Annotated in this window: 22 protein-coding genes; 3 read left to right on the top strand and 19 right to left on the bottom strand. The window is 69.7% G+C overall.

Annotated features, from left to right (window positions below):
• Positions 1 to 55 precede the first annotated feature (55 nt).
• Both AOM04_RS06555 and AOM04_RS06550 read left to right on the top strand, forming a co-directional pair.
• The gene (locus AOM04_RS06555; protein ID WP_062463942.1) at positions 56 to 607 is read left to right on the top strand and encodes a sigma-70 family RNA polymerase sigma factor; all 552 of its coding nucleotides are present in this window, start codon (positions 56 to 58) and stop codon (positions 605 to 607) included.
• Positions 604 to 1,542, top strand: coding sequence for an endolytic transglycosylase MltG (locus tag AOM04_RS06550; RefSeq protein ID WP_062463940.1), 939 nt, complete (start codon positions 604 to 606; stop codon positions 1,540 to 1,542). Before AOM04_RS06555 ends, AOM04_RS06550 begins: the two co-directional genes overlap by 4 nt.
• 3 nt (positions 1,543 to 1,545) lie before the next feature.
• Here AOM04_RS06550 and AOM04_RS06545 read toward each other — a convergent pair whose 3' ends face one another.
• The 16 genes from AOM04_RS06545 to AOM04_RS06470 all read right to left on the bottom strand — a co-directional run bounded on the left by AOM04_RS06545 (position 1,546) and on the right by AOM04_RS06470 (position 12,408).
• Complete coding sequence (locus AOM04_RS06545; protein ID WP_062463937.1) at positions 1,546 to 2,667, bottom strand: branched-chain amino acid aminotransferase; 1,122 nt, start codon at positions 2,665 to 2,667, stop codon at positions 1,546 to 1,548.
• Between the two features lie 9 nt (positions 2,668 to 2,676).
• A complete protein-coding gene (locus AOM04_RS06540) occupies positions 2,677 to 4,122 on the bottom strand; it encodes an MFS transporter (protein WP_062463935.1) in 1,446 nt (481 codons plus the stop codon).
• Complete coding sequence (locus tag AOM04_RS06535; protein WP_062463933.1) at positions 4,119 to 4,541, bottom strand: MarR family winged helix-turn-helix transcriptional regulator; 423 nt, start codon at positions 4,539 to 4,541, stop codon at positions 4,119 to 4,121. Before AOM04_RS06535 ends, AOM04_RS06540 begins: the two co-directional genes overlap by 4 nt.
• A gap of 63 nt (positions 4,542 to 4,604) precedes the next feature.
• Positions 4,605 to 4,976 carry a type II toxin-antitoxin system death-on-curing family toxin gene (locus AOM04_RS06530; RefSeq protein ID WP_062463930.1) on the bottom strand — a complete coding sequence of 124 codons (372 nt, stop codon included), beginning with the start codon at positions 4,974 to 4,976 and terminating at the stop codon, positions 4,605 to 4,607.
• 6 nt (positions 4,977 to 4,982) lie between these two features.
• Positions 4,983 to 5,183, bottom strand: a complete 201-nt coding sequence (locus AOM04_RS06525; RefSeq protein WP_228373641.1) for a ribbon-helix-helix protein, CopG family — start codon at positions 5,181 to 5,183, stop codon at positions 4,983 to 4,985.
• A 30-nt stretch (positions 5,184 to 5,213) separates the two neighbouring features.
• Positions 5,214 to 5,546 (bottom strand): DUF2568 domain-containing protein, encoded by a 333-nt coding sequence (locus AOM04_RS06520; RefSeq protein WP_062463927.1) that lies wholly within the window; start codon positions 5,544 to 5,546, stop codon positions 5,214 to 5,216.
• A gap of 39 nt (positions 5,547 to 5,585) precedes the next feature.
• On the bottom strand, positions 5,586 to 6,470 hold the full coding sequence (locus tag AOM04_RS06515) for a hypothetical protein (protein WP_062463925.1): 885 nt from the start codon (positions 6,468 to 6,470) through the stop codon (positions 5,586 to 5,588).
• Positions 6,471 to 6,532: 62 nt separating this feature from the next.
• On the bottom strand, positions 6,533 to 6,781 hold the full coding sequence (locus tag AOM04_RS06510) for a three-helix bundle dimerization domain-containing protein (protein ID WP_062463923.1): 249 nt from the start codon (positions 6,779 to 6,781) through the stop codon (positions 6,533 to 6,535).
• Positions 6,782 to 6,912: 131 nt separating this feature from the next.
• Entirely contained in the window at positions 6,913 to 7,329 is a 417-nt protein-coding gene (locus AOM04_RS06505; protein WP_062463921.1) for an arsenate reductase ArsC, read from the bottom strand.
• On the bottom strand, positions 7,326 to 8,360 hold the full coding sequence (locus tag AOM04_RS06500; RefSeq protein WP_062463919.1) for a metalloregulator ArsR/SmtB family transcription factor: 1,035 nt from the start codon (positions 8,358 to 8,360) through the stop codon (positions 7,326 to 7,328). Before AOM04_RS06500 ends, AOM04_RS06505 begins: the two co-directional genes overlap by 4 nt.
• A gap of 23 nt (positions 8,361 to 8,383) precedes the next feature.
• Entirely contained in the window at positions 8,384 to 9,367 is a 984-nt protein-coding gene (gene trxB, locus AOM04_RS06495) for a thioredoxin-disulfide reductase (protein ID WP_062463917.1), read from the bottom strand.
• A 76-nt stretch (positions 9,368 to 9,443) separates the two neighbouring features.
• A complete protein-coding gene (locus tag AOM04_RS06490; protein ID WP_062463915.1) occupies positions 9,444 to 9,683 on the bottom strand; it encodes a thioredoxin family protein in 240 nt (79 codons plus the stop codon).
• A 15-nt stretch (positions 9,684 to 9,698) separates the two neighbouring features.
• A complete protein-coding gene (locus tag AOM04_RS06485) occupies positions 9,699 to 10,751 on the bottom strand; it encodes a permease (protein WP_062463913.1) in 1,053 nt (350 codons plus the stop codon).
• Positions 10,748 to 11,062 (bottom strand): ArsR/SmtB family transcription factor, encoded by a 315-nt coding sequence (locus tag AOM04_RS06480; RefSeq protein ID WP_228373640.1) that lies wholly within the window; start codon positions 11,060 to 11,062, stop codon positions 10,748 to 10,750. The genes AOM04_RS06485 and AOM04_RS06480 overlap by 4 nt, the downstream gene beginning before the upstream one ends.
• Before the next feature lie 54 nt (positions 11,063 to 11,116).
• On the bottom strand, positions 11,117 to 11,689 hold the full coding sequence (locus tag AOM04_RS06475; protein ID WP_062463911.1) for a hypothetical protein: 573 nt from the start codon (positions 11,687 to 11,689) through the stop codon (positions 11,117 to 11,119).
• Between the two features lie 71 nt (positions 11,690 to 11,760).
• Complete coding sequence (locus AOM04_RS06470) at positions 11,761 to 12,408, bottom strand: NADPH-dependent F420 reductase (protein ID WP_062463909.1); 648 nt, start codon at positions 12,406 to 12,408, stop codon at positions 11,761 to 11,763.
• A gap of 159 nt (positions 12,409 to 12,567) precedes the next feature.
• On the opposite strand from AOM04_RS06470, the gene AOM04_RS06465 reads away from it, so the two are divergent.
• Positions 12,568 to 14,046: a DNA cytosine methyltransferase gene (locus AOM04_RS06465; RefSeq protein ID WP_228373639.1), complete on the top strand. Its 1,479-nt coding sequence runs from the start codon at positions 12,568 to 12,570 to the stop codon at positions 14,044 to 14,046.
• A gap of 2 nt (positions 14,047 to 14,048) precedes the next feature.
• Here AOM04_RS06465 and AOM04_RS06460 read toward each other — a convergent pair whose 3' ends face one another.
• From AOM04_RS06460 to AOM04_RS06450, 3 genes are read right to left on the bottom strand one after another with little or no spacing between them, the layout of a single operon-like run.
• A complete protein-coding gene (locus tag AOM04_RS06460; protein WP_062463905.1) occupies positions 14,049 to 15,146 on the bottom strand; it encodes a PD-(D/E)XK motif protein in 1,098 nt (365 codons plus the stop codon).
• Positions 15,136 to 17,889, bottom strand: a complete 2,754-nt coding sequence (locus AOM04_RS06455; RefSeq protein WP_062463903.1) for a Z1 domain-containing protein — start codon at positions 17,887 to 17,889, stop codon at positions 15,136 to 15,138. The genes AOM04_RS06460 and AOM04_RS06455 overlap by 11 nt, the downstream gene beginning before the upstream one ends.
• A complete protein-coding gene (locus AOM04_RS06450; protein ID WP_062463901.1) occupies positions 17,889 to 20,114 on the bottom strand; it encodes a DUF262 domain-containing protein in 2,226 nt (741 codons plus the stop codon). Before AOM04_RS06450 ends, AOM04_RS06455 begins: the two co-directional genes overlap by 1 nt.
• Positions 20,115 to 20,249 lie beyond the last annotated feature (135 nt).

The following is a 20,249-nucleotide window of genomic DNA, read 5'->3' as shown; positions in this document are numbered from 1 at the left end:
CCAACCCTGGACACACCGCGTGCGTACTACCCGGCATGACAGGTGGAGGAACCCGATGAGCGCCTGGGCGACGATGCTCGACAGGCTGGTCCGCGAGCGCGGGCCGGCGCTGTTCGGGTACGCGTACGTCCTCGCGGGCGACCGCGACCACGCGGAGGACCTGCTGCAGGACGCGCTCGTGCGGACGTTCCGGTCGGGGCGGGCTCTCGGCTCGCTCGACTCGGCGCACGCCTACGTCAAGCGCGCGATCACGACGGCGTTCGTCGACTCGGGCCGGCGCGCGAAGGCGCGACCGCTCGCGGCGGGTGTGGATGTCCGGGACCGGCCTGACCTGGCCCGCGTCCCCGACCCGTCGGGCGCGGTGGACGATGCGCTGGACCTCCGGGCCGCCCTGCTCACCCTCGCGCCGCGCGAGCGGGCCTGCGTGGTGCTGCGCTACCTCGAGGACATGACCGTCGCGGGCGTGGCGTCCACGCTCGGGCTGGCCGAGGGCACCGTCAAGCGCTACCTGTCCGACGGCGTCGCGCGCCTCCGCGAGGCGGCCCCCGGCGTCGACTTCACCGAGATCGAGACCGCACCGGTTCACCCCCAGGGAGGCGCACGATGACCACCGCGCACGACATCCTTCGCGACCTCGAGCGCTCCGGCGCCCGCGAGTTCGAGACCACGGCGCTCGCCGGCGACCTGTCCCCCGTGACGCGCCGGGTGCGTCGTCAGCGCGCCGCGCGCGCGGGGGTCGGCTCCGTGGCGGGACTCGCCGTGCTGGGCGCGGGCACCTACGGCCTGCTCCGGGCCGGCGACCACGGCGCTGTCGCACCCGCCGTGGACTCACCGGCACCCAGCACGTCAGCTGCCCCGACCCCGGACGCCCCCGTGCGCGCGCTCGGCGTCACCGCGGGCGAGCGAGCCGAACGGGTCGCCGAGGCGCTCGCAGGCGCCTTCGACGTCACGCCCGAGGAGGCGACCGCGGCGCTGGTCGCCTCGCTGCCGCCCGAGGCCGACGGCCAGGTCGAGGGCTGGCTCGCGCCGGGCAGCTACGCGGGCACCTCGCTCGAGGGGGCCGCGAGCGCCATGGTGGGCGGGCAGGTCCAGCGCATGTCCGACGCCGTGGAGCAGCGCGCCCGATGGCAGCACATCCTCACGATCGCGTCGATCGTCGAGAATGAGGCGCCCGACGCCGCGGTCGGCGACTGGCGGATGCTCACCGGCCTCATCGAGAACCGGCTCGCCGCAGGGATGACGCTCGACCTCGAGTCGCCGCTGGTCTACGTCACGCACGCCGACGAGCGCACCGTGTCCGACGACGGCTTCGCGGTCGACAGCCCCTACAACACGTTCATGTACGAGGGCCTGCCGCCGACCCCCATCGGCAACCCGGCCGAGACCGCGATCGCGGCCGCGGCCGACCCCCTCGAGTCGAACGCGCTGTACGTCGTGCGCACGGACGCGGGAGGCCTGCTGTTCGCGGAGACGTTCCACGACTTCCAGCTGCTGCTGGTCGACCAGGGGCAGCTCGACCCGAGGGACGTGCTGCCCGAGTAGGCCTCAGCCCTCGGGCGCGGGCACCACCTCGGTGGTCCAGCCGTGCGGGTCCTCCGCGCGGCCGTACTGGATCGCGGTGAGGCGCTCGAGGACGGACCGGGCGACCGACGCATCGTCCCCGTCCCGCTCGGGCACCGCGATGTCGAAGTCGTCGGAGACCAGGCGGGCGATCGGGGTGACCACGGCGGCGGTGCCGCACGCGAACAGCTCGACGATCTCGCCGATCTCGAGTCCCGCGATGATCTCCGCGAGCGCGACGTCGCGCTCCTCGACGGCGCGGCCCTCGTCGCGCAGGAGCGTGAGGATCGAGTCGCGGGTCACGCCCGCGAGGATGGTGCCGGACAGGCGCGGGGTGAGGATCGAGCCGTCGGCGCGCACGGCGATGAGGTTCATGCCGCCGAGCTCCTCGACGTAGGTGTCCTCCTTCGCGTCGAGGAACAGCACCTGGCCGCAGCCGTGCTCCTTGGCCTCCTTCTGCGGGAGCATGCTGGCCGCGTAGTTGCCGCCCGTCTTGGCCTCGCCGGTGCCGCCCGGGTTGGCGCGGTGGTAGCCGCGCGACACCCAGATCGACACGCCCTGCGTGCCGTCGCTCAGATACGCACCCACGGGCGACGCGGTCACGAGGAAGTCCACCTCGGCGGCCGGCTGGACCAGCAGGCTCGGCTCGGTCGCCATGACGAGCGGGCGCAGGTACAGGCTCGCGCCGGCGGTGGAGGGCACCCAGTTCCGGTCGGCCTCGACCACGCCGGTCACGGCGGCGAGGAAGTCCGCCTCGGACACGGTGGGCAGCGCGAGGCGCGCGCAGGACGCCGCGAGGCGCGCCGCGTTGGCCTCGGGGCGGAACAGGTGGATGGAGCCGTCCTCCCAGCGGTACGCCTTGAGACCCTCGAAGGCCTGCTGGGCGTAGTGAAGCACGGCCGCGCCCGGGTGCATGGGGATGGGGGCCAGGGGGACGATGCGGCGGTCGGCCCAGCCCTCGCCCTCACGCCACGTGGCGCGCGCCATGTGGTCGGTGAACACCTTGCCGAAGACGGGGTCCTCCATCGCGAGCCAGCGCTCCTCGTCCGTCGCGGGGCGACGGTTGGGGATGACGGTGAACGATGCGGTGGGCGCCTGCGTCTCCATGGGGCGAGCCTAGACCTCGGCGTCCGGGACCGGCACCGCCGGCGATCGCCGTGCGATGCCCTCCCCGAGCGCGCGATCGGCGAGGACCAGCGCGAGGACCAGCACCGACACGACCGCGACGGCGAGGCCGACGGCGTGCAGGCCCGCGTCGGTGGGCCGCTCCCCCACCGTCAGCGCGAGCACGGCCGAGGCCGCGATCGCGCCCATCTGGAGGGCGGTCCGGGACAGGCCCGCGGCGACACCCATCTGGTCGGGCGGCGCCTGCGTGTAGATGACGGCCTGGTTCGACACCGAGACGAGCCCCTGCGGCACGCCGAAGAGCGCGACGACAAGCAGGATCGCCCACAGCGGCGTCGAGACGTCGACGAGGGTGAGCAGCAGGCCGCCCGCGGCGGCGATCACCGCCGCGATGATGAGCGACCGGCGCACACGGGGGTGGCGGGCGACGCTCGCGTTGACCGCGAAGGCGACCACGACGGCGGGCAGCATCATGAGGCCGGCGGCATCGGAGCCGAGCCCGAGGACCTCCTGGTACCAGGGGCTCAGCGAGTACGTGATGAGGTAGACCGCGACGTAGCTGAGGAAGAAGCGCAGGTAGGTGCGGCTCAGCGGGCCGTTTGCCGCGAGCATCCGCACGTCGATGAACGGCCGGGCGGCGCGGCGCTCCCACCACACGAGGCCCGCGCCGAGCGCGAGGGCGAGCACGAGCACGCCCCACAGCGCGCGCTCGATGTCGAGGAGGAAGACGAGCGCCGCGGTGACGGTGGCAGCGAACAGCGCCATGCCGGGCAGGTCGAGCGCCCGGCGCAGCGGCACGCCGTCCTCGCGGCGCGACGGGCCGGGACGGCTGCGGTCGGAGGGCAGGAACAGGACGGCGAGCGTCGCGGCCGCGATCGCGACGGGCACGTTGACGAGGAAGATCGACTGCCACCCGAACCAGTGCACGAGCACGCCGCCGAGCACGGGCCCGACCGAGAGGCTCACGAGGCTCGCCTGCGACAGGCCCGCGAGGAGCGCGTGCGGCGGCTCACGACGCAACCGGGTCTGCTGCTCGGAGATCATCGTCATGACCGAGGGGTAGGCCGCCGAGGTCCCCAGCCCGATGAGCACGCGCGCCGCGAGCACGCCGCCGAAGGTCGGCGCCAGGGTCGGCACGATGCCGCCGAGCCCCGCGAGCGCGAGCCCGATGAGGTACGTCCGGCGCGGCCCGAACAGGTCGCCGAGACGCCCCCACGTCGGCTGGCCGATGGTGCTCGCGAGGTACAGGCCCGCGACGAGCCACAGCGCCGTCGCGGCGTCGACCCCGGTCGCACGGGCGATCGGCACGAGCGCGACGGCGATCATGGTGTTGTTGAGCGGGTTCATCGCCGGACCGATGAGCACGGGCACGGCGAAGCGCCACGAGAAGCCCACGCCGGTCGCACGCTCCGCGGGCGCGACCTCGACGCGGGTCACCTGTCCTCCCCCAGCCGCTCGAGCGCGGGCAGGGCGGCGAAGATCGCGGCGCGCTGCGCATCGTCCAGCCGCCCGTCGAGCAGCGCCTCGAGCGCCGCGTCGCGGCGCTCGCTCGCGTGGGCGAGGGTCGCGTGGCCCGCGTCGGTGAGCGCGAGGAGCTCGCGGCGGCCGTCGTCGGGGTCGGGGGTCTTGGACACGAGGTCCGCCGCGACGAGGTCGCGCACCACCTGGCCCATGGACTGGGGGCGCATCTGCTCGTAGGTCGCGAGGTCGGCGGTGGTGAGGGGGCCGCGCCGGTTGATGACGCGCATCGCGGACTCCTGCGCGCGGGACACGCCGGCGGCCGGGCTCGCGGTCTTGAGCAGGCGGTTGAGGCGCGCGATCGCGACGCGCAGGCGGTCGACGGGTTCCGGGGTCACCTTTCCACGGTAGAACTCAGAAGGTTACCTTGCAAGTTTTCCTGTCGTTTGTCGCAGTGTCGATCAGGCGCGCGCCTTGAGCGGCAACCGCGCCGCGATCTCCGCGACGTCGTCCAGGGTGCCGTCGGCGACGGACCACACCAGGTCGAATGCGTCGCGTTGCGTCATACGCACGCGGTACCCGTTGAAACCGACGAACACCACGGTCGCGAGCCATCCGATGCGCTTGTTGCCGTCCGCCAACGCATGGTTCTTCACGAGCGAGTGAAGGAGCGCGGCAGCCTTGAGCTCGAGCGACGGGTAGGCGTCCACCCCCATCAGCGTCGTGGCCGGCCGCGCCAGCGCAGACTCGAGCAGGCCCGCGTCGCGCACAGGGCCGAGCCCCGCGACGCGCACCATCTCCAAAAGCTCGTCGAGCTCGATGTAGTTCGTCACGCGCGATCACTCGCTGCCGAGGCGCGCCAAGGTCTCATCCCACTCGGCGAGGGCCTCGGCCGTCAGGGACGCCAGGCGATTGCGCCGACTCACCTTCTCGGCACGCTCGAGGACTGCGCGGCGGACGATCTCCTGACGCGACAGCCCCTCCTCGCGAACGAGAAGCTCGAGGGCCTCCTCGAGCACGGAGTCGGTGCGAAGTGTCATGGCCATACCCTCGACGGTATCACCGTGGTATCACGCGGGCAACGGCCTCCACAGCGACAGCGCCGTGCCCACCACCACCGCGAGCGCATGCGCCGCCACCAGCGCCCACGCGCCCAGGTCCGCATACAGCGGCAGTGCGGCGAGCAGCAGGAGCGTCCGTGCGACGACGGTCGGCGCCGGCGCGATGGGTCGGCTCGCGCGCGGCGACAGGTACACGCCCCACAGCGTCGCGACGGCGACCGGGAGGACCACGGCGAGCGCCCAGCTCGCCGGGCCGTCGAGCGCGGCCAGCGGCCACCAGACCATCGACGCGAGCAGCGACAGCTCCGCGAGGAACACGAGGGTCGCGCCGAGCCATCTCATGCGCTCAGGATCGCACCGCCCGCCGGACGGCGGCAGGGATCAGAGCTGGGTGCGCCCCGGGCGGGCGGCGGAGCCCGGCGCCTCGGGCGCCGGCGCGACCTCGCGCTGCGCGACGGGGGTGACGTTGGCGGCGGTGGCCTCGGCGAGGTCGGCGAGCGGGATCTCGTGGTCGATGCGGGCCCAGTTGCGCGCGAAGTCCGCCTCGATCTCGGCCTGCATGTCGCGCTCGATCGCCTTGGCGGCGCTCTTGCCGGCGTCGCCGCCCTCGTGACGCGCGGTCGCGAGCCGGGTCGCGGCGCCGAGCCGCAGGTCCCGCACGGTCCACCAGTGGTCGACGAAGGCATCGCGCGCGTCGTGCAGCAGCTGCTGTGCGCGGCGGAAGCGGACGATCTCGGCGACCAGCGCATCGTCCCCCGTCATGGCGGCATGCGCCTCGGGGTTGTCGATGCTCGGGATGACGTCGGCGGGCCGGGGGTCCTTGAGGACCGCCTGGCGCACGAGCTTGACCACGAGCTTGTGCTCGAGCGTCTGCGGAGTCTCGGCCATGACCGTGTCGATGCGCAGGTCGAGCGCGCGGCCGCGGACGGTCATGTCCTCGAGCGCGCGGCTGATCTCGAGCAGCATGTCGGTGGCCGGGACCGCCGAGCGCTGCCTCGAGGTGCCGCCCTGGAGGCGGACCACCTGCTCGCGCAGGCCGCGCGTGAGCTCGTCCGGCGGGACGAGCGAGGTGGGGTCCTTGGGCAGCGGCGGGATGAGCAGGTCGTGGGCGCTCGACAGCGCGACCGGCGCCTCCTCACGGAAGCGGCGGCGCCGGTGGCGGCGCTCCTCGACGCGGCGCGACAGGTCGAGGAAGCCTCCCACCGCCGCGCCGGCGAACAGCGCGACGATCAGGCCGGGGACCAGGAACGACCAGTCGATCGACATGCCTCGACCCTAGGCCAGCATGGGGGTCCGGACCAGGGACCCTGGGCGCAGCCGGGGTGTCGTCACATGTGCGGCGAGCGCATCGCGTCGAGGCGCAGCCAGGCGCGATGCTCGGCGAGCGTGACGAGGTGCTGGTGCACCATGGCGCCATCCTTGAGCGCGTCGTAGGACTCGCGGACGATGCGCTGGATCAGCGTGCGGTCGAACTCCAGGAAGTGCTCCTGCAGGTGGGTCACGGCGTCGTCGAGGGCCCGGTCGACATGCTCGTGGGCGTGCTCACGATCGAATCCGCTGGCCGGCGTGATGGTCATGGCGGTCTCCCTTCCGCGCCGTTGCGGAGGTCCCGGCGGACGGGTCGAAGCCCGTCGCGTTTACCTTTTGTTCATCTTCCCACCGCCGGAGCGGGCGGGGCAAGGCGTGTCACGCCCGCCCCGCCGCGCGGTCAGGCGACGGGCGCCACGCCCAGCTCGTCGAGCAGGGTGAGGATGCGGCCGCGGATCTCGTCGCGGATGGGGCGGACGGAGTCGATGCCCTGGCCGGCCGGGTCCTCGAGCTTCCAGTCCTCGTAGCGCTTGCCCGGGAAGTACGGGCACACGTCGCCGCAGCCCATGGTGATGACCACGTCGGAGGCCTCGACGGCGTCCGTGGTGAGCACCTTGGGGCGCTCCTCACGGATGTCGATGCCGTCCTCGAGCATCGCCTCGACCGCGACGGGGTTGATCTGGTCGGCCGGCATGGAGCCCGCCGAGCGGACCTCGACGGCGCCGCCCGAGAGGTGGCGCAGGTAGCCTGCGGCCATCTGGGAGCGGCCGGCGTTGTGGACGCACACGAACAGGGCGGAGGGCTTGGTGTCGGTCATGCGGATGCCTTTCGGGTCGGGGGAAGGGTGAGGTCGGGAAGGATCTCGGACAGCAGGTCCCGGACGCGGCCGTCGATGTCGTCGACGATCTCGGCCACGCCCTCGGCGGAGGCGAGCGCGGGGTCGCCCACCTGCCAGTCCTCGTAGCGCTTGCCCGGGTAGAAGGGGCACACGTCGCCGCAGCCCATGGTGATGACGACGTCGGAGGCGCGCACCGCGTCGTCGGTGAGGGGCTTGGGGAAGGCCCCCTCGCCGCCGCCGAGCGCGTCGAGGTGGGGCCGCACCGCGTCGTGCACCGACGCAGCGGGCATGGAGCCGGCCGACCGGACCACCACCCGCTCGCCCGCGTACCGGTGCAGCAGCGCGGCGGCGATCTGGGAGCGGCCGGCGTTCTGCACGCAGACGAACAGCACCTGCGGCGGGTGCGCGACGCCGACCTCGTCGACCTTACGCAGGTCCTCGAGGCGTTGGCGCGCGAAGTGGCGTGCCAGCGGCACCAGGTGGGCGCGGATGGTCGCGCCGCGCGCGAGGGAGGCGTAGGACTCGTGGACGATGCGCGCGACCAGCGTCGCGTCGAGGCCCGGGAACAGGGCGGCCAGTTCCGCGGAGACCCGGTCGAGCGCCTTGTCCACGTGCTCGAGGCCCTCGGCGTGGGGCCGGGGCGCCGCGTCCGCGACCGGCACGAGCGCGTCGAGCAACGCGCGCACGGCGGGCACGTACGGCTCGGCCACGCGGTAGTAGACCCACGTGCCGCGTCGCTCCGAGGCGACCAGGCCGGCGTCCTTGAGCGTCTTGAGGTGGTGCGAGACCGTCGGTCCGCTCACATCGGCGAGCTCATTGAGGTCGCACACGCAGGCCTCGCCGCCGGGAGCCGAGGCGATGAGGGCGATCATGCGCAGCCGCAGCGGCTCGGCGAACGCCTTGAGGACGGCCGCCGCGCGGTCGGCCTTGTCGGGCGCGACCGTGTGCGCCTCGATGCTGGTCGCGACGCAGCTCGAGTGCTCGGGGTGCGGCGCGGTGGCGGTGGACATGACCTCTCCCTCCGTGGGGATCCTCAGGCGGGCTCGCCGGCGAGCGCGACCTCGGCGTCGTCGATGGGCATGGCGGCCGCGAGGCCGTCGAGGTGGTGCTGGGCGTCGAGGGCGGCGGCGCAGCCCGACCCGGCGGCGGTGATGGCCTGCCGGTAACGGTTGTCGACGAGGTCGCCGCACGCGAACACGCCGTCGACGTTGGTCGCGGTGGTGCGGCCGATGACCTGGACGTAGCCGGCGTCGTCGGTGTCGATCACGCCCTTGACCAGCTCCGAACGGGGCTCGTGGCCGATCGCGACGAACAGGCCCGTCGCGGCCAGCGTCGACTCCTCGCCCGTGACGCGGTTGCGCACCTTCACGCCCGAGAGCTTGGCCTCGCCCTCGAGGCCGAGGACCTCGGAGTTCCACACGAACTCGATCTTCGGGTCCGCGGCGGCCCGGTCGGCCATGATCTTCGAGGCGCGCAGCTCGTCGCGACGGTGCACCAGGTACACCTTGGACGCGAAGCGGGTGAGGAACGTGGCCTCCTCGACGGCGGAGTCGCCGCCGCCGACCACCACGACGGTCTGGTCGCGGAAGAAGAACCCGTCGCACGTCGCGCACCAGGACACGCCCTTGCCCGACAGGCGCTTCTCGTCCTCCAGGCCCAGCTCGCGGTACGCGGAGCCCGTCGCGAGGATGACCGCGTGCGCCGAGAACTCCTTGCCCATGCCGGTCGTGACGGTCTTGACGGGACCCTCGAGGCTCATCGCGGTGACGTCGTCGAAGAGCACCTCGGCGCCGAACCGCTCGGCCTGCGCCTGCAGGGTCTCCATGAGCTCGGGGCCCTGGACGCCCTCGACGAAGCCGGGGAAGTTCTCCACCTCCGTCGTGTTCATCAGGGCACCGCCAGCGGTGATCGAGCCCGCCACGACCAGCGGGCTGAAGCCCGCCCGGGCGGCATAGATGGCGGCGGTGTACCCCGCAGGGCCGGACCCGACGATGATGAGCTGACGCTGATTCGACATGTTTCTATTTAGACAGACATCACATCAGAGCGCAAGGGGCGACACCGGATGTTCACCCGACCCGCGCATCGTCCCGCTACACGCGCGCGGAGAGCAGCTCCTTGACACGCGCGGCGGTGGGCACGAGGCCCGCGAGCACGACCTCCTCGTCGACGACGAGGCCGGGCGTGCGCATGATGCCGTAGGCGGCGATCTCGCCGTAGTCGGTGACCTTCTCCACCTGGGCGTCGAGGCCGAGGGCGTCGACGGCCTCGCGGGTCGCACGCTCGAGGTTGGCGCAGTTGGCGCAGCCGGGGCCGAGGATCTTGATGTGCATGGCGGTGCCCTTCTTTCAGAGGATGGCGTTGAACAGGTAGCCCACCGCGACGATGCCGAGGGCGACGACGCCCACGAAGATCGCGATGAGGCGGGGCTTGAGGACCCGCTTGAGCAGGATGGTCTCGGGCAGGCTGAGAGCGACGGTCGCCATCATGAAGGCGAGCAGCGTGCCCATGGGGACGCCCTTGGCGAACAGGACGTCGACGAGCGGGAGGATGCCGGCGGCGTTCGAGTACAGCGGGACGCCGAGGCCGACCGCGACGAGGACGCCGAGCGGGTTGTCGGCGCTCGCGTGCTGGGCGAACCACTCGGCGGGGACCCAGCCGTGGATCACGGCGCCGAGGCCGATGCCGACGAGCAGGTACGGCCAGATCTTGCGCAGGATCGCGCCGACCTCCTCGATGCCCATGCGGAGGCGGTCGTCCCACGTGAGCCCGTACGCGGGGTCGAGGGGCTTGCCGCGGAGCTTGGTCTCGAACACGAAGGGCTCGACGTAGCGCTCGAGCCTGAGGCGGCCGATGACCCAGCCCGCGACGATCGCGATGGTGAGGCCCGCGCCCACGTACAGCAGCGTGGGGCCGATCCCGAACAGGCCCAGGAGCAGGGCGATCGCGACCTCGTTGACCAGCGGGCTGGCGATGAGGAAGCTCATGGTGACTCCGAGCGGCACGCCGGCGGCGACGAAGCCGATGAAGGCCGGCACCGCCGAGCACGAGCAGAACGGCGTGACCACGCCGAGGCCCGCGGCGAGGACGTTGCCCACGCCCTCGCGCCTGCCGCCGAGCAGCGCGCGGGTGCGCTCGACGCTCATGAAGGAGCGGAGCACGGTGACGACGAAGATGATCCCGGTGAGCAGCAGCAGGATCTTGACGGAGTCGTAGAGGAAGAAGCGGACCGCTCCCCCGGCGCGCGAGTCGAGGTCGAGCCCCACGACGTCGCCGAGAAGCCAGTCCCAGAACGGCCCGTTCACGGCGTACAGCGCCCACCACGCGACGGCCGCGGCCGCGACGAGAGCCCAGCGCCGCATCCCCGCGCGGCGGGTGACGGCGGACGATGCGGCGGTCATCGCGCGCTCGTGAGCGCCAGGGTCGCGAGGGGTGCGGGGAGGGCCGCGCGGAGGCGGGCGAGCGCATCGTCCGCGAGCGCGTAGTCGATCCACCGGCCGCGGCGGGTGCCCTCGATCAGGCCCGCGTCGCGCAGCACCTTGAGGTGGTAGCTGAGCAGGTTCGCGGGGATCTCGGGCTCGGTGACGAGGTTGCACACGCACGACGGGCGCGCGGCGAGCTGGTCGACGATATGGAGGCGGATGGGGTCGGCGACGGCGGACAGCAGCGCGGCGTCCGCGGCGAACTGTTCAGGAAGTCTTGAACCGATCACTCTTGAAGTGTCGCGCCGGCGGGACGGCCCGAGCCGGGACCGTGGTCCCGGGGATCAGCCCAGGTCGATCGCGGAGCGCAGGGTGGTGAAGGCCTGACGGGCCTGCGTCGGGTCGATGCTGATCGCGGCGTCGGCGGGGGTGATCTGCCAGGCATGGTCGGGTGTGATCACGACCAGCGTGGCCAGGGGCTCGTACGTGAGGAACGCCTCCGAGTCCGGCGACCAGTGGAAGTCGTTCCACCCGTCACCGAGCGTGGGCCGGAGGTCCGTGGGCACCAGGTCGAAGCCCGTGCCGCCGAGCACGCTGCGTCCCTCCGCGTAGGGGTCGACCCAGATGCTGAAGCCGTCGTCGGTCTCTGTGACGGTGACGGCGCCGACGACGGGCTCGACGACGGTGATGCCCTGCGCGGCCGCGGCCTCGCGCGCCGCGGTGTCGTCGGCATTGGTCGCCACGCGCCACCACAGCACCGCCGCGATGGCGACGACGACGATGCCGACGAGCGCGATCCACGGGCGGTTCACGGGCTTGATCGGATCGGCACCCTCTCCGTGCTTGGTCACACCGGTGAGCAACGGATCCTGCGGCCCGACGCCCTGGTGCGCCGACGGCTGCTGGCCTGCGATCATCGCCTACCCCCCTGCTATCTCCCCTGATCGTAGGAGGGTGGCCGGGCGCGCGCATCGTCCGCGGGAAGGATCTACACCTGCTGGACGCGCTCCACGGTGGGGAGGATGAACTCGAGCTCGCGCTTGGTGGTGCGCTTGGTGTACGCGGGGGTGCCGCGCTCGACGCGCCAGGACTCGGAAAGCGGGCCGACGTCGACCACGTCGTAGCCGAGCACGTCGAGGAAGGACGAGACCATATGCTTGGCCGATGAGTCGTCCCCGGCGATCGGGAGCGCGCGGCGGTTGGAGGCGCCCGCCGGCTTGCCGTCCTGCGGGATCTCGGCGGCGAAGATGTTGTTGAACGCCTTCACCACGATCGCGTCAGGGATCAGGTCCTGGAGCAGCTCCGAGGTGGTGCTGAGGTTCGCGTCGAGGGCCTGGATGCGGCCGTCGCGCTGCGGGTAGTAGTTGTTGGCGTCGATGACGATCTTGTGCGCGAGCGCGCGGCGCGGCAACTCGCGGATCTTCTCGAGCGGGACGGCGACGAGCACCATGTGCGCGCCCTTGGCCGCGTCCTCCGCGGTGACCGCGGTGGCGTGGGGTCCGAGCTCCTCGACCAGATCCGCGAGGGTCGCGGGTCCGCGGGAGTTGGAGATGAGAACGTCGTAGCCGGCGCGGATGGCCGCGCGGGCGACGTTGGAGCCGATGCGGCCTGCGCCGATGATCCCGATTGTCGTCATAGGGGCGGAACTCCACGCGGGAGCCGGGTATTCCGGGGGCGGTCTACCTGGGGCTTCTTCGCCGGGTCCGGACGATGCGGCACCTACCAGTCCTCTGCCGAGTGGGAGACCTTGCCCTGCTTGCGACCGATGTCTGACCCCGGTGATGCGATGGCACCCATGAGCATCACGATCCTCGAAGGAAACGTGGCCGGCCAACGCCTCCGAACCCAACGATCCGAGCGCTCGCGATCAGCTAAGCTTGCGGGCATGCAGTCCGCCCCCGAACCCGCCTTCAGCTACGTGGACCTCTTCGCGGGCATCGGCGGCTTCCACGCGATGCTCGAGCACGCGGGCGGTCGGTGCGTGTACGTGTCTGAGATCGATCGCGCCGCTAGAGAGACATACACGAAGAACTGGGTGGACCCGCTTCCTGAGCCTGATCGCCCTGAGATCAACACCGACATCACCCTCGCCACACCGGAGTTCGGCGAGGTCACCGTGCCGGCGCACGAGGTTCTCGCCGCAGGCTTCCCGTGCCAACCTTTCTCGAAGTCAGGCATGCAGCGCGGCATGGACGAGGCGCGCGGCACCCTCTTCTGGAACATCGCACGGATCCTCGAGACACGCCGCCCGGCGGTCGTGCTGCTCGAGAACGTGCGCAACATCGCCGGGCCGCGGCACCGTCACGAGTGGGACGTCATCATCCGCACCTTGCGCGAGAACGGATACCGCGTCTCGGACAAGCCGACGGTGTTCTCACCCCACCTGCTGCCGCCCGAGATGGGCGGCACCCCGCAGGTGCGCGATCGCGTGTTCATCCTGGGCACGTACATCGGGCCCGAGCGCGTCGCGGAGGAGCTCGCTGCCGGGATTGAGATCGAGCCGCTGGTGCTCCGCGAGCCTGTCGATGGCTGGTCGCCCGACCGATGGGACACCGAATGGGTTCTCGACGACGACGCAACCATCGATCGTTTGGACGCCTACACCCTCACCGACGAGGAGAAGGCGTGGGTAAATGCCTGGGACGACCTGGTGAAGCGCCATAGGACTGCCACTGGCCAGAAGCTTCCGGGCTTCCCGCTCTGGGCCGACCATTGGGTCCCCGAGGCCGACCTCAACGAGAAGCTCCTCGACCTGCTGCCCTCGTGGAAGCGCGACTTCCTCGTGAAGAACGCCCGTTTCTATGACGCACACAGAACCCTGATCGACGAGTGGTTCGAGGACCACCCGGAATTCGAGGGATTCCCTGCAACGCGCCGCAAGCTGGAGTGGCAGGCACAGGACCTCGGATCTCTGTGGGACACCTTGATGCAGTTCCGTCCGTCGGGGATCCGCGCGAAGCCACCGACCTACCTGCCGGCGCTCGTCGCGATCACGCAAACCTCGATCTACGGTCCGCGTCGACGCCGGCTTACACCACATGAAGCCGCGAGGCTCCAGGGGCTGCCACTGGACTTCACCTTCCATACGCAGCCCGACAAGGCGTCGTACAAGCAGGTCGGCAACGGCGTAGCCGTGGGCGCCGCGTGGCACGTCTTCCGCACCCACGTCGAGGCGAACAAAGAGGATCTGCCGGACACCCTTGTGCGTGCGGTGCTCGGCGCACCCGCGTCGCCGCCGAGCTCGCTGCGAGCGACGGCTGCGGCGCGCGGCTGAGTTCAACTCGGAAGGAACCCGGCCTCCGTCAAGACTCGCCGCGCAGCATCGGGCAACCCAACGGTCGGGTTCAGATCCCCGTTCACCTGCTCGGGCAGGGTGATGCGGAACGAGAGCGAATCGACATCCAAGTTCTCGTACACCTCAAGATCCTCGGTCGAAGGCAGGCTGATCAACGGATCCGTCATGTCGTAGAGCCGCTCGAACGTCGTGGAGAAGCGGCGCATGAAGTGGGCCGACTCCTGCACGTTCTGCGCGGCGGTGGAGCCCCCTGCGGCCTGCCCGTAGGACTCCAGCGCCTCGATGAACGAGCCCCGCACCGCATCGTCCGAAATTGCGGCGCTGATGTGCTCGACGAGCGTCGCCAACGAGTCTCCGTAGGTAACCCCCGAGTCGAGCCAGGTCATGCCGATGCTCATCAGGTACAGGCCGGACTCGGGTTGGTCATCCACGGAGATGCCGAGCTCGATCTGGTGGAGCCCTTGTATGTGGTGCTTCGCAACCGACGCGGCCGTTGTCTTCGACTCGACTCCGACGGGACCGACCTGAAAGTCTCGGCTCGTGTGACCCGATCCCTTCCAAGCCCCCACTATCGCCGCCGCGGACTGAGGAGCCTGCGCGATCATCGCACGCAGAAACAGCAGCTCGCCGGCGAGGCCTACCAGGAACTGATTCCCCACACGCGCGCGTTGTAGCGCGAGGGCGATGATTGGCTCAGTCCGGGCGAATGCGGCGTCACGATGGTCCGCGATCCCGTTGTTCAGCAGTTCCGCGCAAATGAATGCCGCCACCTGATCGAAGTGCGGCGCCGCTGGCAGCAGCAAGCGCGATGCGTGCAGGACGGCACCACCACCCGTGGTCCACTCGTCGTGAGAGAGCGCTTCACGAACAACGCTGTTGGCCGCTGGCAGCGGGGCCCCCGCGATGAACACCTCAAGCCGCCCAGAGTCGTCTCGAGCGACTCCCACAGCGCCACCGGGTGCAGCCCAGATGAGCGTCCGCGCGTCTGGGCCCGCGGCACTCGGAAGTGCGACGACCTTCTGCCGAAGCAGCTCGTACTCCGGGGCAAGGTCGAACCCCAGCAAATCGTCAGTCGACATCTCGCCTCCTCGCCTGAACGAAGTCAGGGCCGCCTCGGGGGATCGAGTAGGCGACAGCGATCGTCGGCTCTTCGCCTGGGCGCTCGATCACGTGAAAGAGCACCAGGCCGTCGGCGCCCGCCGGTCTGCTTCGATCAACATTTGCCATGGGGACCTCGCTACGAGCCTCGTAGTCGAAGAAATCGTCGCCTCGCGGCCCGTTCTGGGACCCCCAAGCGGGATCAAGGCGCCGTTCAGACACCGCGCGCTGCATCGTCCCGACCGCGAACGGCAACTGCGATAGCGGCCCGGTCTCCACGATGGGACCGGGCCCGAACCTGACACCAACGGAGAACTCGACATTGCGCATCGCGCGTGCCGGCGCATCGAGCAACCTCCAGAGCCGCGGCGGTTCGTCGGTCGTGAACAACCCCGGAACTGCACGATTCAGGCACGCTTCCCAGTAGCGCAGATAGGCAGCCACGGCGTAGGGCGAAGCCTGGACATCGAGGTAGCCATCGTCGACTGTTGGCCCCCGGAACAGAGGCATCCGCGAGTCGCCAACGGGGATCCCTGCTACTCGAGCGACGGACGCCCATCGGCTTGCCTGGAAGCCCTCGCGATCGGCGCCGTGTCCGTGGTAGATCAGCCGATCAAGGAGTTCAGCGGTCGCGCCGAGTGAGAAGCGCCGCTCGAGCACCGCACCGCGCGGCGCAGCTGGCTCACCCACGAGAATCGACGGCTCGGACAGGAGCTCGGCTACGAGCTCCCGATTAGGCGAATCGTCGCGCGAGGCATTCACGTATGTGAAGAACGGTCGCTGTCCCGGAGAGAGGCTCACACCCCGGACATTTGCGATCTTGCCCGTCGCCAAGAAGTTGCGTCCTTGGAGGATCGCCGGGCTGGGGGGGCGGCCGCCCTCGTCCATTGCTCGGAGGATGTCAGATCGCAGGACTTCATCGTTCTCATGGAACTGCTTAAATAGCTCGATCTGCTCGGCACGCATGAAGATGCGACACAGGTCGATATAGCTGCCGCGGTAGCCGAACCACCTCTGCATCTGCATCTGGGTGTCGGCCAATGGATTCTGGGCAGAGCGGGTGAACACGGTGGTCAGCAACCCGTCCAGGGTGAGTCCACGCGACATCACGTTGCCGGAGACGAAGATCGTCGACTGGTTCGCCGGCGCCTTGTAGCCGCCGGCGGTCGCGGCGATCCCGAATTCAGGACGGTCGTCAGCGTTCTCGTCGCTGTTGATCACCGCGATTGTCGTAGCAGGAACGATGTCATTCAAGATGGACCGGCGCACCACCTCCCAGTCGGTAGTGCCGGGTACGTGCCGCGCACCGACGCCGAACTCAGCAGAGACCGCAGCCGCCGAACGGGCGTACTCCTCAAGCCAGCGGATCCACTCCTCGGGTCGGTCGTCCATATCCGCCGCGATGCCTTCGCTACGCAGATTGCGATCGGCGAGCGACGCGAAGTCAGCGGTGGAACCAGGTCCCATGCCAGCCGCCCATGCATAGATGCGTCCGGCCACCTCGAAGTGCTCGCCCATCGCGGATGCCGGGTTGACAAGCATCGTCGCGACCGCGGGCAGCGCGTCGCGCGCATCCTCGACGGTCTCGAATTCCATGTCCCGCGCGGCAGCAGGCGAGAGCCGTCCCTGCTGCCTGGCGTAGCGGATCGCGGACGCGACAAGGAACGCGCGCACACCGTCGACGAGCTCCGCATCGCTGTCGCCGCTGGGGACGCACATGGGAACTGCATCGAGTGCGCGGTAGTAGACGTCCCCACCGGTATAGAAGGCGTTGAGCCCCTCCGGCACCTTGTACGTGCTTGTGCGTGGCGTCATCGTGCCAGCGCTCCCTGGTCCCCGCAGGCCGATAACGAAGTCGCGAGGCGCGAGAGGATTCTCCTGGTCCTGGAGGAAGTTCGCCTGAGGCGTCGCGGTGTACGCGACGTACGTGGCGAAGAACTTGTCGTTGAACGTCTCGCCCGGCGTGCTGCGCGGTTCCCAGAGGTCGAGGATCCGACGCGGGACCTGCTTGACCTCCATCGTCAACGCCTCGCCTCCCGGCTCCTGCAACAGGTTGTCGATCGACGAGTCGTCGGCCTCATCATCTATCACGAGCAGATGGAAATTCCGGTCACTACCTGCGACCTCGGGAGCGATCGCACCGCGCATGATGCGTGCGACCTGTTCGAGGTGCGCGACGTTCTTCATCGCGACCGCGATGATCGGGCGCTTGACCTTCAAGGACGCCTTGGCGCGTGGTCGTTGCAGCACATAGAGTCCCGCGGGAGGCGGGATCGTCGCGCCAGGGTCCAAGACGCTCGGTGACGGCATGAGATCGCGGCGAGACATCCGATTCGGAAGCACGTCGATCTGCGCGATGAATCGCTCCAGCGTCTGGAGCCAAAGCGACCGCCGAGTCCCCGCGAGCACGACGATGCCGTCGACGCCGCTATCCAGCGCGAGCGCCGCGACCGCCATCATGGATGCCGTCTTGCCCGACTGCACCGCGCCCATCACGACTCCGGAGCGCTGCCGACATTCACCCCACGCCGCGGATCCTGGTTCCCCCGCGCCGAAGATCCCCTTCTCGACGATGTAGCGCGCGTCCGCCTCGATCACGGAACGACTTGTCGGCCCGATTCCGGAGGACGCGAGGACATCGGCGTATGCCGACCACCATGTGTGCGGCTTGGACTTGATGATCTCCACCGTGCCCAAGCCGTCCCCACCGGCTGCATCGACCATCAGTAAGGAAGCTCGGCGAGCGACAAGAGGTTGAGCAGGCCCGACTGCCCGAACCGATCGCTGAGCGCCGCATGGGCCGTCCGAGGCTCGACGTCAAAGACCTCGAGCAACGAAGCAACCACACGCGCCGTGTGCATCCACTGCTCTCGAGACTGCGTCTTCACCGGACGTTGCCACGCCTTCGAAGCGCTCGCTTCACGGATACGTTCCTCCACCTGCGGAAGCCTGTCCTCGATCGCGTCTTCGAGAACCGCCCTTACCGCCGCGAACCCGATCAACGTGCCAACCAGCTGCAGTTCCTGCCACTTGCCTTGCGCCTTGAACGCAGGCGCCCAGGACTCGTCCGAGGTCACCGCGTGCGCGTCGACCGCGTGGTCAAGGAGAAGCATCGCATCCAGGACGACAGCCTCGTCGTTGAGCTTGTTGCTCTTCTCTTCGCGCACAGTGTCGAACAGCAGATTGATATGCGCCGCGGTCGAGCGCGTGGTCGGGCCACCATCATCGGCCAAGAGCGCCGCCGCGACCCACGAGAGCAGCTTCGTCCTCTTGTAGCCCGCCTTGCCGAAGCCGTAGCCGTCCAGCGTCTCAGCCGTCGAGCTGAGGTCGTCCCACTCGTGGGCGAGGAAGGGCGCGACGATGTTCACATCGCCAGCGTCGCCCGCCGTGGCGAGCAGACCTCGCATGAGCGGCAGCTGGTGATAGCGCGCGTTGCGGATCTCCTCGGCATTGAGGTGCTTGCCCTGCTTGTTGTAGAGGCTGAACACCTCGTGCACCTGAGCGGGGGTGACCTCCTCGTAGACGATCACGGGGAGCTTGTAGTTGGTCTGCTCCTCGAACAGCGCCTCGACCCGCCGCTTCTGGCCAACGACGGTGATCTTCTCCTCCCGGATCTCCGAGTAGTACTTGCCGCGCAATGGTGCAAGATCTCCGCTCAACGGCTTCACGTCGCCCTTGCGAAGTGCGAACGGAAAGTACAGATTGCGTTCAACCTGGGCGGTGAGACTGTCCGGCTCGTGCTGCTTCCACAACTTCTTGAACGCCGGGTAGTCCCTCCGGAAAAGGACCTCGAGGCTTGACTCACCCCATTGCTCCGCCTTCGCACGCACGTGCGCGAGCGCGGTCGGGTGGTTGCCCGTGAACCTCAAGATCGACGTGAGGCGCTGTTTGCCGTCGACTGCCTCATAGCGCGTACCGTCGTCGTCGCTCTGCTGAAGCAGGATGATCGACGGGAGCGGGATCCCGCGGAGCACGGACTCGATGAGCAGCTGCGCGTCGCCGGTGGGCCAAACATCTGCTCGCTGGTACGAGGGGCTGAGCTCAAGCTCTTCGTAGTTCGCAAGACGTACGAACTGGTTGATGGGCCAGGTATCGGCGATCGCACGGATCGGTCCCGAGCCCTCGCTCGTCTCGTCATCCTTGATCTCGGCCCACGCTTCAGACCACTCCTGTGAGGCTGATCCCAGTGTGACGCCCCCCTCGGCCTCGCCTTCGAGTCGCTCATCGAACTGCGCGCGAAGTTCGACAGCCTTCTCGAGACGCCCCGTGAGCCGCGCCGCGACAGCCGTGGCGTCGGCGTCAGTGCCCGACAGCCCGAGCAACGCAACCAGGCTGATGTCGAATCCCTCGGCGGACATGACATCGAGGTCGCTGTCGAACGCAAGCCAGTCCTGAACAGAGGCGAGGTGCTCTCGCCATGAGCCGTCGTCGAACCGCACGGCGTCCGCGGCGATCTCCGTCGCGACGAACGAGACTCCGGCGGGCGCGGTACCCGCTGCCGACAGGCTCGCGATCAGCTCGGCGATGTTCTGCTTCGCCTCCGACGAGATCTCTTCCATGCTCAGCCTTTCCGGGCCTGGTACGTGAGGGCCGGGCGCAGGCGCCAGGCTCATCAGCTCATTGACAAGTTGTTCTTCGCGCGCGATGTCCCGTGCAACCAGGGCCTCGACCACACCGTCGACGAGGCGATTGAGCCCGAGCAACGTGATGGTGCCGCCAGTGCTGTGGCAGTCGTCATCCCACGCTACGCGCACGGCCTGCGCGAGGCGGCGGCCACACTCCGCCTTGCCGGGAATGGCGGTGACGTCGAGACCGATCGCGCCCGCAAGCGCCTCGAGAGCCGAACGCTTCTCCTTGGCACCCGGACCAAGAGGCTCGACGGGAGCCCCTCCCAGGTAGTACATGCGCGCAACGGCCTCCGCCTTGTTCGCGGCGCTCGCGTACTGCATCAGCCAGCATCCCCTCAGATCGCTGTTCGGACGACGTCCTAGTCTCCGCCCGCACTTCTCATCGAGGCTAGCGGTAAGCATGGTCTGCAGAGGGCACGCCACGTCCGGGACGGGCCGATACTGAGAGCTACAGCA

The sequence above is a fragment of the Demequina soli genome, assembly GCF_000971195.1.
GTDB lineage: Bacteria > Actinomycetota > Actinomycetes > Actinomycetales > Demequinaceae > Demequina > Demequina soli.
This window is presented reverse-complemented; position numbering and strand designations above follow the sequence as displayed.